Source organism: Streptomyces sp. NPDC052012, from assembly GCF_040689265.1.
Classification (GTDB): domain Bacteria; phylum Actinomycetota; class Actinomycetes; order Streptomycetales; family Streptomycetaceae; genus Streptomyces.
The window spans coordinates 318050-330965 of record NZ_JBFAXA010000002.1 but is presented as its reverse complement, the minus strand read 5'-3'; the positions used below and the strand labels follow the sequence as shown (position 1 = coordinate 330965).

Sequence of the window (12916 nt, the reverse complement as noted above, 5' to 3'; positions counted from 1 at the left end):
GCCGTTACCGCCGGTAAGGCACGGGTGGGACAGCGGAGGACGAGCGCATCGCACGGATTCGACTCGAGGAGCCCCGCACATGGCACTGAGCATCTCGCGGCCGGAGACCCGGACCCAGCCCGCCGAGGAGGGCGTCGCCCGCCGGCTGCTCGACTCGTCCGCGCAGCTCTCCTACGACCCGCTCACCGAGGTCGACTGGGAGACGCCGCTGGACACCGGCTACCACGGCGCCAGCCCGGAGTGGAGCACCCTGTACGGGACGGCGTACTGGAACGAGATGACCGAGGACCAGCGCAAGGCGCTGACGCGCCAAGAGGCCGCGTCCGTCGCCAGCACCGGCATCTGGTTCGAGATGATCCTGCAGCAGATGGTGCTGCGCGACATCTACGCCAAGGACCCGACGGACGACACCTTCCAGTGGGCGCTCACCGAGATCGCCGACGAGTGCCGCCACTCGATCATGTTCGCCCGGGGTGCGAAGAAGCTCGGCGCCCCCGCCTACCGCCCGCACCGGGTCGCGGTCGAACTCGGCAGGCTGTTCAAGACCGTCGCCTTCGGCGAGGCCGCGTACGCGGCGATCCTGGTCGCCGAGGAGGTCCTCGACGTCATGCAGCGCGACTGGATGCGCGACGAGCGGGTCGTTCCCTTCGTGCGCACCATCAACAACATCCATGTCGTCGAGGAGTCGCGGCACATGAAGTTCGCCCGCGACGAGACGCGCAAGCACCTCGCCCGTGCCGGCCGGGTGCGCCGCCAGACCCACGCCGTCCTGATCGCCGTCGCGGCCTACGTCATCGTCACCAGCATGGTGAACCCGAAGGTGTACGCCAACGCCGGTCTGGACGAGGAGCGCGCCGTGCGCGAGGCCCGCGCCAACGAGCACCACAAGGCGATGCTGCGCTCCAGCTGCGCCGGCCTGATGGAGTTCCTGGGCTCGGTGGGGCTGCTCACCAAGCCGGCCCTCTACTGGTACAAGCGCGCCCACCTGATCTGACGAGACAGCTGCTCTCACGACCTCCCTCTCGAGCGGACGACTGACTGACCATGGCCTTCGCGATCACTCAGACCTGCTGCAACGACGCCACATGTGTGTCCGTCTGCCCGGTCAACTGCATTCATCCGACGCCCGAGGAGCGGGCCTTCGGCAGCACGGAGATGCTGTACATCGACCCGAAGGCGTGCATCGACTGCGGCGCCTGCGCCGACGCGTGCCCGGTGGACGCGATCCTCCCGGTCGACCGGCTGACGGGTGGTCAGCAGGAGTACGCGGAGATCAACGCCGCGTACTTCGAGCAGGACGACGCCCGGCCGGCACCCGACGCGGCCGGCCACGGGCCGATCTTCCACGCGTGGGGCAGGCCGACGTTCGACCGCGTCCTGCCGCCCGACTTCGGGCCGCTGCGGGTCGCGATCGTCGGCACGGGGCCGGCCGGCATGTACGCCGCCAAGGATCTGCTGCTGCACACACCGGCCGAGGTGACGCTCGTCGACCGGCTCCCGGTCGCCGGCGGGCTCGTACGGTTCGGTGTGGCGCCGGACCATCCGGCGACCAGGAAGGTGAGCGAGACCTTCGCCCACGTGCACCACCACCCGCGCGTACGGACCCACCTCGGGCTCGACGTGGGCACCCATGTCACACCCGGGGAACTGGCCGCTCACCACGACGCGGTGATCTACGCCGTGGGCGCGGCGACCGACCGGCGGCTCGGCATCCCGGGCGAGGACCGGCCGGGCAGCGTCTCCGCGACCACCTTCGTCGCCTGGTACAACGGGCATCCCGAGGTCGCGGCGGACGCCGTGGACCTCTCCGCCGAACGCGTCGTCGTGGTCGGCAACGGCAACGTCGCCCTCGACGCCGCCCGCATCCTGGTCTCGGACCCGGAGACGCTGGCCGGCACCGAGATCGCCGGGCACGCGCTCGACGGACTGCGCCGCAGCAAGGTGCGCGAGGTGGTCCTGCTCGCCCGCCGGGGCCCCGAGCACGCCGCGTACACCCGGCCAGAACTGCTCGCCCTGAAGCATCTGTCCGGGGTGGACCTGCTGATCGACGACCACGATCCGCGGATCTCCGCGGCCGTCGACACCGCCGGGCCCGGGGACAAGGCGGCGGTCCTGCGGGGCGTGGCCCGCGAGGCCGTCGACTGGTCCGTGCCGCCCGAGACGGCGGACGGGCGGCGCCGCATCGTGTTCCGCTTCCACTCCGCCCCGCTGGAGGTCCTCGGCGACGACGCCACCCGTGCGGTGCGGGTCACCGGCGGCGCCGGTGAGCTGGACATCCCGGCCGGGACGGTGCTGCGGGCGATCGGCTACCGGGGAGTGCCGCAGGCGGGGCTGCCGTTCGACGAGAGCACGGGGACCGTGCCGCACGAGCGGGGCAGGGTGACCGGGATGCCCGGCACCTACGTCGTCGGCTGGATCAAGCGCGGCCCGTCGGGGGGCATCGGCGCCAACCGCGCGTGTGCGGCGGAGACGGTCGGCACGCTGCTCGCCGACGCCGTCGCGGGTGCCCTGCCCGCACCGGCCGGCAGCGCCAGGGCCTTCCGCCGCCTCGTGCGCCGGCGACGCCGCTGAGGCAGTGGGCCGGCCGCAGGGCATGGCTCAGGTCCGGGCCCCGTGGAGCTCAGGCGGCGGTGTCTCCGGCGGGCCCGGGGGCCGGCGCCCGCAGGACGGGCATCATCGTGTCGACCGAGTCCTGCGCGAGGTGGTCCAGGATCAGCCGGCCGACCAGGGCCGGCTTCTCCAGCGGGACCACGTGGGAAGCTCCGGGGACCACGGCCAGCTGGGCGCCCGGGACCGCGCGGTACAGGGCGGTCGTGTGCTCCAGCGTCATCAGGTCGTCGTCCCCGACGAGGACGAGGGTGGGCGCCCGGACCCGGGCCAGGTCCTCGGGGGTGAGCGTCGGCTGGGTGCGCCACATGTCGAGCACCTTCGCCGCCACCACCGGCCAGTGGTCCGCGCCGTCCGGTGTGACGGCCTCGTACAGCTCGCGGAAGAACGCGAGTTCGGCGCCTTCGGGCGTCATCGCGTCGAGCATGGCGGGCTCGACGAAACACTCGGGAGCGGGCCGGAAGGTGGCGCCGATGACGACGAGCTTGTGGACCAGCTCGGGCCGTGCGAGGGCGACGAGCAGCGCGACGACACCCCCGTCGCTCCAGCCGACCAGATGCGCCGCTCCCCCCACGACCGTCTCGACGAAGGCCACCGTGTCCTCGGCCATGTCCTGGTACGTCAGCGGTCCTTCGACGTCAGGGGTGTGTCCGTGGGCGCGCCGTTCGGGCAGGAGGACCCGGTACTCGGCAGCGAGGTCGGCGCGCATCGCGCCCCACGTGTCGTTGGTGCAGAAGCCGCCGTGCAGCAGGACCAGCGGGTCACCGGTGCCGTCCGTCTCGTACCACGTCCTCACACCAGGAAGGTCCGCGTAGTCGCCCATCGCCCAGGCCCTTCTCGGACTGCCGCCGTCCCGGCCAGTCTCCGCCGTGCCCCTCGGGCCCGCAATCGCGCTCAGTCGCCCTGGGACGGCGGCGCCGGCCGGACGGCGAGGATGGCGATGTCGTCGTCGCTGTCGGCCCCGAGCCCGATGAGCAGCTCGTCGCAGAACACGTCGAGGGGCTCGCGGGCCAGGGCGGAGGTGTACCGGCGCAGGCGTTCCATCGCGTCGTCCAGGGACTCGCCGCGCCGTTCGATGAGCCCGTCGGTGTACAGCAGCACCGTGGAGTGGGCCGGGATCGCGTCGATCGCCCGGGGGCGCGGCATGTCGGGGTCCATGCCCAGCAGCACCCCCGAACCCTCCTCAAGGTAGCGGGTCCGGCCGTCGGAGGCGGTCAGCAGCGGCGGCAGATGCCCGGCGGAGGAGTGCACCAGATCCCACGGGCCGGTCGGGCCGCCCTTGATCAGACCGTAGATGCAGGTGGCGGTGGCCTCGCGGTACAGGGTGTGGTTCGCCATGTCCAGGCGGCGCAGGACCGTGTCCGGGGGCTCCTGGCGGTCCACGGCGATACCGCGCAGCATGCTGCGCAGCTGGCTCATGGCGACGGCCGCGTCCAGGTTGTGCCCGGTGACGTCCCCGATGACCAGCGCCGTGTCCCCGCTCGGGACGACGAAGCTGTCGTACCAGTCGCCGCCGACCTGGGCGGTCGTGGAGGAGGCGGCGTAGCGGGCGGCCAGCTGGAGCGGCTCGACCTGCGGCAGCACCGGCAGCAGCGAGCGCTGGAGCCGCTCGGCGATGTTCCGGGTCTCCTGGTACAGCCGGGCGTTGTCCACGCCCAGGGCGAGGCCGCGGCACAGGTCGTCGACCAGGGGCAGGTCCTCTTCCGTGAACGGCTGTTCCCAGCCGCCGCGGGCCACGGTCAGGGCGCCGATGATCTGCCGTCGTGCCCGCAGCGGGGCGACGATCGCGCTGTGCGCGCCCAGATGCCCGAACAGGTCGAGGTAGTGCGCGTCCAGGGGACTCGACGACTGGCTGGGCGGCGGAGCCTCGGTGAGCAGCAGGGGTCCGGCCCCGCGCAGCGCACGGGCCAGCGGGCCCCGGGAGGACTCGGTCACGGGCGGGAGCCTGCCCTCGTAGTCGCCGGGACACAGCCCCTCGGGGGTGCGGTGGACGACGCAGATCCGTTCCACCCGGGCGTCCTCGGTGAAGAGGTCCACGGCGCACCAGTCGGCCAGCCGTTCGGTCAGGATCCTGCCCGCGCGCCGCAGGCCCTTGTCGAGGTCGGGGGTGTTGCTCAGGGCGGCGGCGGTGTCGGCCAGCAGCGAGAGCCGTTCCAGCGCGGACAGCCCCGCGTGGCCCCGGCCCGCCCTCGGAGCGCCTTCCAGGGCACCTGCACCTGCCGGCACCCCGTCAGGGGCCCCGTCCGCCACACCCTCGGGACCACCTGCCGACGCACCGTCCATGGCACCTGTCCGCACACCGTCCCAGGCATCCTCCGGGCTGCCCTCGCCCTCCCGCACGGCTGGGGAGGCGCTGCCCGGCTCCTGCGGTCCGGCCCACCGCCTGCGGCCGGGAGGGACGAACGAGGAGCGGGGTTCGGCGGCCCTGGGCACGAGCTGCGCGACGAAGACGGTGCGGCCGTCGGCCGTCTCCTGGGTCTGGATGAAGAGCCGGACGGGGATCAGCCTGCCGTCGCGGTGCAGCGCCGGGAGCGGCACCGAGCGGCCCAGGATGCGCGGCTGCCCGCTGAGCAGCAGGGAGGTGAAGGCCGCGAGGTGGCGCTTGCGCAGGTGCTCCGGGATGAGCGTGGTGAGCGGCCGGCCGACGAGATCGGCCGCCTGCCAGCCGAGCATGTCGGCCGCCGGTCCGTTCGCCGCGACGATGAGGTTCCTCTCGTCGGCGGCGATGGTCGGCACCCTGCTGGACTGCACCTGCCCGGCCTCCCACGGCACCAGCTCGGAGGCGCTGGCGCCCGGCTCGCGCGGCACCACGGTCCACGCGGTGGGGTGCTGGCCGGCGAGCTGGCCGACGATCTGGTCGAACAGCCACTGCTGGAAGATCCGGCTGCGGGGAAGCGCCGGCAGGGTGAGGAGGCGTTCCTCACGGGCCGCCTCCTCGGCGAGGTCGAGGACGCGGCGCAGGGTCTCCACCGCCGGCGCGGCGTCCGCCGACAGCGACAGCGGCAGGGACGGGATCTCCTTCCCGGCGGGCTGCCGGCGCAGCGCGGCCGACATGCACTGGCTGATCACATTGCTCGCGTCATGGGCGGTGGCGAGGTCCTCCGGCGGCACACCGAGGTCGTACCCGGCCGCCACGGCGAGGATCATCTCGCGCAGCACCGTATGACGGTGCTGCGCGCACGCGGCGTACAGCGCGCCGGGCACGTCGATCAGCGTCACGTGCTCCTCGCCGGAGCCGGAGGAGGGCTCCGCCTGCCCCCAGCCGTCCGCCGCCCGGGACGGCGATCCGTCGGGCGCCAGCTCGAACCAGACCGTCTTGCCGCCCTCGCCCGATTCGACGCCGTACCGGGACGCCATCTCCTCGACGAGCGCCAGCCCCTGTCCCGTGCCGGCGTACGCGGGACACTCCTGCGGCAGCAGTCCCCGGTCCGGGCGCTGGTCCCGCACGCCCACACGGACCGTGCCGTCGTCGACGCGCGCCGACACCTCGACGTCGGTGCGGGCATGCAGGACGGCGTTCGTCACCAGCTCGCTCACCAGGAGCTGAGCGGTGTCCACCACGTCCGGGGCGACATCGCCGACAGCGGCCCGCACGAATCGCCGAGCCTCCGCCACACTCTCGGGCCACCGGGGGAACCGTCGCGACGACGCCCCCGCGCCATTGAGGTCGCCCATGCTCCAAGTGTGCCGCAGGAGCCCCCGCCCCGCGGCCACCCGCCGCGTCACCTGCGGCGGACGGGTGAGCGCGCCCGCGATCCCCGCACCTGGGGCGGTGTCAGGGCGCTCGTGGTGGTCCGACCCAGCCCAGCGACCGTTCGACGGCCCGCTGCCAGTTCTCGTACTCCGCCTCGCGCCGTGCGGGATCCATCGCGGGCAGCCACTGGCCGGCCCGGTGCCAGTTGCGGCGCAGCACTTCCAGGCCGGGCCAGTAGCCGGCGGCGAGCCCGGCCGCGTAGGCGGCCCCGAGGGACACCGTCTCGGCGACCATGGGCCGCACCACGGGCACGTCGAGCACGTCGGCCACGAACTGCATGAGCAGGTTGTCCGCGGTCATGCCCCCGTCCACCTTGAGCTGCTTGAGGGGGACGGCGGAGTCGGCGTTCATGGCGTCGACCACCTCCCGGGTCTGCCATCCGGTGGCCTCCAGGACGGCACGCGCCAGGTGCCCCTTGGTGATGTAGGAGGTGAGGCCGACGATGACCCCGCGCGCGTCGCTGCGCCAGCGGGGCGCGAACAGACCCGAGAAGGCGGGCACGATGTAGCAGCCGCCGTTGTCCTCGACCGTCCGCGCGAGGGTCTCGATCTCCGGGGCGCTGCTGATCAGGCCCAGCCGGTCGCGGAACCACTGCACGAGGGCGCCGGTGACGGCGATCGACCCCTCCAGGGCGTACACCGGCGGCTGGTCGCCGATCCGGTACGCGACGGTCGTGAGGAGTCCGTGCCGGGACCGTACGAGGTCGCGACCGGTGTTGAGCAGCAGGAAGCTGCCCGTTCCGTAGGTGCACTTGGCCTCGCCCGGGGAGAAGCAGGTCTGGCCGAAGAGGGCGGCCTGCTGGTCGCCGAGGGCAGCCGTGATGGACACGCCCGGCAGCAGCGCGCGGGCCTCGCCGTACGGCTCCGCGGACGATCTGATCTCGGGCAGCATCGAGCGGCGCACCCCGAAGTAGGCCAGCAGCTCTTCGTCCCAGGTGAGGGTGCGGATGTTCATCAGCATCGTGCGGCTGGCGTTGGTGACGTCGGTGATGTGCAGGCCGCCGTCGGGGCCCCCGGTGAGATTCCAGATCAGCCAGCTCTCCATCGTGCCGAACAGCACCTCACCGTCCCTGGCGCGCTGCTCGATGCCCTTGACGTGGTCGAACAGCCAGCGGATCCGCAGCGCCGAGAAGTAGGTGGACGGCGGAAGGGCGCACCGGTGAAGGAAGAACTCCTCCCCGGGGCGCTCCCGCAGTTCCTCGACGAGCGGTGCCGTGCGGGTGTCCTGCCAGACGATCGCCCGGCCCAGCGGGGCGCCGGTCCGCCGGTCCCACAGCACGGTCGTCTCGCGCTGGTTGGCGAGGCCGACGGCGGCGACCTGCCCCCGGTCCACGCCGGCGCCGGAGAGGGCCTCGGGCACGACGTGCCGCAGGTTCTGCCAGATCTCGACGGCGTCGTGCTCGACCCACCCCGGCCGGGGGAAGTGCTGCTGGTGCTCCTTCTGCGCGACCGAGACCAGCCGCCCACGGTGGTCGAACAGGATGCAGCGGGTCGAGTTGGTGCCCTGATCGATGGACATTACGTACCGTTCAGCCATGATCGGGTCTGCCTTCCGACGGGTCGAGGGGGCGGCTGTCCTGGGACTACCAGCGGGCGGCTCCCAGGTCTCTGGAGATCGCCCGGGCGGCTTCCCGGAGCAGGCTGATCAGCCGCGGGAGGGGCTTGCCCTGGCTGTCGCAGATCCGCTCGACCGGTCCGGACAGCCCGATGGCGCCGACGACGAGGCCGCCGTGCCCCCGGATCGGTGCGGCGATCCCGGCCTCGCCCATGCTCATCTCCTGGATCTCGGCGGCCCAGCCGACTTCCCTGACCTCGGTGAGTGCCCGGGCGAGCCGCTCGGCATCGGTCAGGGTGTGCCGGGTGAACGCCTCCAGGCCCGGCTTCCGGTCCGGCTCCACGGTCGCGGTCCCGAAGGCCAGCAGCACCTTGCCGAGCGAGGAGGCGTGCAGCGGCAGCAGCGAGCCCACGTCCAGCGTCTGGAAGGTGTCGTCCGGCCGGAACACGTGGTGCACGATGAGCACCTGGCCCTCCAGCGGAGTCCCGAGGCGCACCGCCTCACCGCTGCGCGCGGCCAGCGCGTCGGCCCAGTTCAGGGAGCGCGAGCGCAGCTCGTTGACGTCCAGATAGCTGGTGCCCAGGTGCAACAGGGCGGCTCCGAGCTGGTACTTTCCGGTCTCCGCGTCCTGTTCCACGAAGTCCACGTGCTGGAGCGTGCGCAGGATGCCGTGGGCGGTGCCCTTGGCCAGGCCGAGCGACGCCGCCACCTCGCCGAGCCCGAGCCGGCGGGGCCCACCGGCGAGCAGCCGCAGAATCGCCGCCGCCCGTTCGATCGACTGGACTGGGCCGGCCATGAGGCGAGCCTATTACCGCTGCGGGCACTTCGCTCCGCAGGCGCATGGCCGTCACGGGCGGGCGGCGTTCGGTAATGCCGACCGCTGTTCATTGACCGGCCCGATTTGTCTCCCTAACGTGCACTGGAGTCCGGTAGGCGCCGAGTGCCCGGCCGGCACCCCAGCCCCGGGAGAGAACATGGCGGCACAGCTCAACACGCTGCTCCACGCGGCCTGCGAACACGTGTGTCCGGTGCCGCCCGTCGCCGGCGCGGTCTCGGTCCTGCGCCGGCGCGTCGCGGCGGTCCTCGCCGAGTGGAGGGTGTGCCCGGGGATCGTCGACGACTCCCTGCTCGTGGTGTCGGAACTGACCACCAACGCGATCATTCACGCCCGGCCCCCGGCGGCACTGCGGCTGTCGTGGGTGCGCGGCGACGGCGACGAGGTCCTGAGGGTCGAGGTCACCGACGCGGGGCCTCCGCGTCCGGAGGGTCAGCCGCTCGGCGGGGTCGATCCGGACGAGCACGGCCGCGGCGAGGCGATCGTCCACGCCCTGGCGACGCGTCACGGCATACGGGTCCATCCCGGCGGAGTCACCCGCTGGGCGGAACTGACCGCGGTCTGACGCGCCTCCATGGTGAGCGCGCGCACACCTGGGGCCAGAACTATGGTGTCCCACCACATACGCCAGGCACCTGCACGTTTCTACGGTGTGGCGACACATACACGTCCCCGTCGAACGTCAGGAAGTGGTGCCGATGTCGTCGCCCGCGACCGCTCCGCCAGCCCCGTCCAACCTGAAGCGCATCGTCGCCGCCAGCCTCATCGGCACCACCATCGAGTGGTACGACTTCTTCCTGTACGGCTCCGCCGCCGCGCTGGTCTTCAACAAGCTGTTCTTCCCTGAGTCCGACCCGCTCGTCGGCACGCTGCTGTCGTTCCTGACGTACGCGGTCGGATTCGCCGCCCGGCCCATCGGCGCCCTGGTCTTCGGGCACTACGGCGACCGGCTCGGCCGCAAGAAGCTGCTGGTGCTGAGCCTGCTGCTGATGGGCGGGGCGACCTTCGCGATCGGTCTGCTGCCGACGCACGCCACGATCGGCAGCGCGGCGCCCGTGCTGCTCACCGTGCTCCGGCTGATCCAGGGCTTCGCGCTGGGCGGCGAGTGGGGCGGCGCCGTGCTGCTGGTGTCCGAGCACGGAGACGCGAAACGGCGCGGGTTCTGGGCGTCGTGGCCGCAGACGGGCGCTCCGGCGGGCCAGCTGCTGGCGACCGGTGTGCTGTCCTTCCTGACCGCGGTGCTGTCCGACGCGGCGTTCGGGAGCTGGGGCTGGCGGATTCCGTTCCTGCTCTCCGGCGTGCTCGTGATCGTCGGTTTGTGGATTCGTCTCTCTGTCGACGAGTCGCCGGTGTTCCGGCAGGCGCTGGAGCAGGCCGAGGCCCGCAAGGCGGAGGCCGCCACCGAACGGCTGCCGCTGGTGGCCGTGCTCAAGCACCACTGGCGTGACGTGCTGGTCGCGATGGGCGCCCGGATGGCGGAGAACATCAGTTACTACGTGATCACCGCCTTCATCCTCGTCTACGCCACGGTGTCGGCCGGTGTGTCGAAGCAGACCGCGCTCAACGCGGTGCTGATCGCCTCCGCGATCCACTTCGCGGTGATCCCGGCGTGGGGCGCGCTGTCGGACCGGATCGGCCGCCGGCCGGTGTATCTGATCGGCGCGGCGGGCGTGGCGTTGTGGATGTTCCCGTTCTTCGCGCTGATCGACACCGGCGGCTTCGGCGCCCTGCTCCTGGCGGTGACCGTGGGCCTGGTGCTGCACGGCGCGATGTACGCACCGCAGGCGGCCTTCTTCTCCGAGATGTTCGCGACCCGGATGCGGTACTCGGGCGCCTCGATCGGCGCCCAGTTCGCCTCGGTCGCGGCGGGCGCTCCCGCGCCGCTGATCGCCACCGCGCTGCTGGACGCCTACGGCACGTCCGTCCCGATCGCGCTGTACGTCATCGCGGCGAGCCTGCTGACGGTCGTGGCCGTGGCCGCGGCCAAGGAGACCCGCCACCGGGACCTGGCGAACGTCGCCCCCTCCGGTGACACGGACGGACCGGCCAGGACCCGGACCGCCGAGGACGCCCACACCGTCTGACGGCTCCTCCCCCGCTCGACCGGCCCCCGTGCGCGCCCCGCGTACGGGGGTCAGTGCTGGGGTGGCGCGGGTGGCGGGCCCGAGAGGCGGTGCAGCCGCAGGGCCAGCTGGATCTCCAGGGCGCGGGCGGGGCTCTGCCAGTCGTCGCCGAGCAGGCGCCCGACGCGTTCCAGGCGCTGGGCGACGGTGTTCACATGGACGTGCAGCTCGTCCTTGGTGCGGGCGGGGCTCATACCGCAGGCGAAGTACGCGTCGAGGGTGCGCAGCAGTTCCGTGCCGCGGCGTTCGTCGTAGGCGACGACCTGGCCGATGGTGCGGTCGACGAATCCCGCGACGTCCCGCTCGCCGGCCAGCAGCAGACCGAGGAAGCCGAAGTCCTCGGCTGCGGCGCCGTCTCCGCAGCGGCCGAGCAGGCGCAGGGCGTCGAGGCAGCGCCGGGCCTCCGCGTAGGCCGCGGCCACGGCGTCGGGGCGGGCGGTGAGACGCTCGACGGGGGCCGAGGCGCCGACGGTGACCGGCTCGTGGACGGCCGTGCCCAGATGGCGGGCGGTGCGCCGGGCGAGGCCGGTGGCGGTGTCGTCGCCGGTGAGGGGCAGCAGCAGGACGGTGCCGCCGTCGCGGGCGGCGGCGAGACCGTGCCGGGTGGCGGCGAGGTGGGAGGCCGCGGCCCACAGACGTCGGCGGGTGTCCGCCTCCTGCTCGGCGTCCGCGGTGCCGCCCTCCAGACGGGCGGCGAGAACGGCATGGGTGGCGTCGAGGTCGGCGTGCAGCCGGGCCGCGCGGTCGCGCAGCAGGCGCGGGTCGCGGTCGCGGGCGTCGAGCAGGTCGTCGAGCAGTTCGCCGCGGACGCGCTGCTCGGCCTCGGCGGCGGAGCGGCGGGCGAGCAGCAGCAGTGAGGTGACCATGGCCGCGCGTTCCAGCGTGCGCTGGTCGACGGGGTCCAGGCCGGGGTGGCCGCGCAGCACGAGGGCGCCGAGAAGCTCGTCGCCGGCGGCCACGGCGGCGATCCAGTCGGCCCCGTGCCGCACCGCGTGTCCTTCCGCGCGGGAGGACTGCAGGGCCTGGGCCGGTGCGGCGGCGGCCTCGGTGAACTGGACCTGGCCGTCGAGGACCTCGGAGACGGCGGCGGCCACGTCGTGCACCCCGCCGCCGCGCAGGACCAGCTCGGCGAGCCGGTCGTGGACGTCGGAGGCGCGCTCGATCACTCCGCTGCGGTCGCGGATGATCTCGTTGGCGTGCTCCAGGTCGGCGAGGGCGGAGCGGGTCTCGGCGAGCAGGTTGGCCGTGTCGATGGCCGCGGCGGCGAGGGCGGCGAAGGAGCCGAGCAGGGCGATCTGCTCCCGCTCGAAGACCCGGGCCCGCCGGTCGGCGGCGAACAGCACGCCGATCACGGTGTGCCCGAGCATCAGGGGCACGCCGAGGATCGCCACGAGGCCCTCGTCGCGCACGCCCGCGTCGATGCTGAGGGTGTGCTGGAAGCGGTCGTCGCGGAAGTAGTCGTCGGTGACATAGGGCCGGGCGGTCTGCGCGACGAGGCCGCCGAGCCCCTCGCCCATGCCGAGGCGCAGCTGCTGGAAGCGGGCGGACACCGACCCCTCGGTGACCCGCATGTAGGTGTCGCCCCTGGCCGGGTCGTTCAGGCTGAGGTAGGCGACGTCGGTGCCGAGCAGCGAGCGGGCGCGCTGCACGATCGCCTGGAGCACGGCGTCCAGGTCGCGCAGTCCGGCGAGGTCGTGGGCGGTCTCGAACAACGCGGACAGCTCGGCCTCACGGCGGCGCCGCCCCTCCAGCTCCGCGCGCACGCGCAGCGCGAGCAGCTTGGCCTGTTCGAGCGCGGCGATCCGCTCGGTCGGCTGTCCCTCGGCGCGGGCCAGCAGCACCGGCTGCTCGTACGCCTCGGCGGGCGCGCCCCTGGCCAGCAGTTCGAGGAACGGTGCCTCGGCACCACCGGACGCCGGTCGGGCATCGGGGTGTGACCGGCCCGGCGCGGGGGCGCCGGATCCGGTGCGCTCGGCGGACTGCACGTGATCGCGGGACATGCTCACAGGATTCCTCATCCCACGCCCGGCCCGTCAGGGCTGT

At 73.1% G+C, this 12916-nt stretch carries 9 protein-coding genes; 4 read left to right on the top strand and 5 right to left on the bottom strand.

The annotated features are described in order from the left end of the window. The first annotated feature begins 79 nt into the window (after positions 1-79). Together AB0412_RS05225 and AB0412_RS05220 are read left to right on the top strand one after the other, a co-directional pair. A complete protein-coding gene (locus AB0412_RS05225) occupies positions 80-994 on the top strand; it encodes a diiron oxygenase (RefSeq protein WP_366401110.1) in 915 nt (304 codons plus the stop codon). Between the two features lie 50 nt (positions 995-1044). Then, the gene (locus AB0412_RS05220; RefSeq protein WP_366401109.1) at positions 1045-2571 is read left to right on the top strand and encodes an FAD-dependent oxidoreductase; all 1527 of its coding nucleotides are present in this window, start codon (positions 1045-1047) and stop codon (positions 2569-2571) included. 49 nt (positions 2572-2620) lie between these two features. Here AB0412_RS05220 and AB0412_RS05215 read toward each other — a convergent pair whose 3' ends face one another. From AB0412_RS05215 to AB0412_RS05200, 4 genes are all read right to left on the bottom strand, one after another. Next, a complete protein-coding gene (locus tag AB0412_RS05215; protein WP_366401108.1) occupies positions 2621-3430 on the bottom strand; it encodes an alpha/beta hydrolase in 810 nt (269 codons plus the stop codon). Positions 3431-3501: 71 nt separating this feature from the next. After that, a complete protein-coding gene (locus AB0412_RS05210) occupies positions 3502-6282 on the bottom strand; it encodes a SpoIIE family protein phosphatase (RefSeq protein WP_366401107.1) in 2781 nt (926 codons plus the stop codon). A gap of 100 nt (positions 6283-6382) precedes the next feature. Continuing rightward, complete coding sequence (glpK, locus tag AB0412_RS05205) at positions 6383-7897, bottom strand: glycerol kinase GlpK (RefSeq protein WP_366401106.1); 1515 nt, start codon at positions 7895-7897, stop codon at positions 6383-6385. Between the two features lie 46 nt (positions 7898-7943). After that, complete coding sequence (locus AB0412_RS05200; protein ID WP_366401105.1) at positions 7944-8711, bottom strand: IclR family transcriptional regulator; 768 nt, start codon at positions 8709-8711, stop codon at positions 7944-7946. A gap of 178 nt (positions 8712-8889) precedes the next feature. Between AB0412_RS05200 and AB0412_RS05195 the strand changes: the two genes are divergently transcribed. Both AB0412_RS05195 and AB0412_RS05190 read left to right on the top strand, forming a co-directional pair. Next, positions 8890-9315 (top strand): ATP-binding protein, encoded by a 426-nt coding sequence (locus tag AB0412_RS05195; protein WP_366401104.1) that lies wholly within the window; start codon positions 8890-8892, stop codon positions 9313-9315. A 133-nt stretch (positions 9316-9448) separates the two neighbouring features. Then, positions 9449-10834 (top strand): MFS transporter, encoded by a 1386-nt coding sequence (locus tag AB0412_RS05190; protein ID WP_366401103.1) that lies wholly within the window; start codon positions 9449-9451, stop codon positions 10832-10834. Positions 10835-10884: 50 nt separating this feature from the next. Here AB0412_RS05190 and AB0412_RS05185 read toward each other — a convergent pair whose 3' ends face one another. After that, on the bottom strand, positions 10885-12873 hold the full coding sequence (locus tag AB0412_RS05185) for a GAF domain-containing protein (protein WP_366401102.1): 1989 nt from the start codon (positions 12871-12873) through the stop codon (positions 10885-10887). Positions 12874-12916 lie beyond the last annotated feature (43 nt).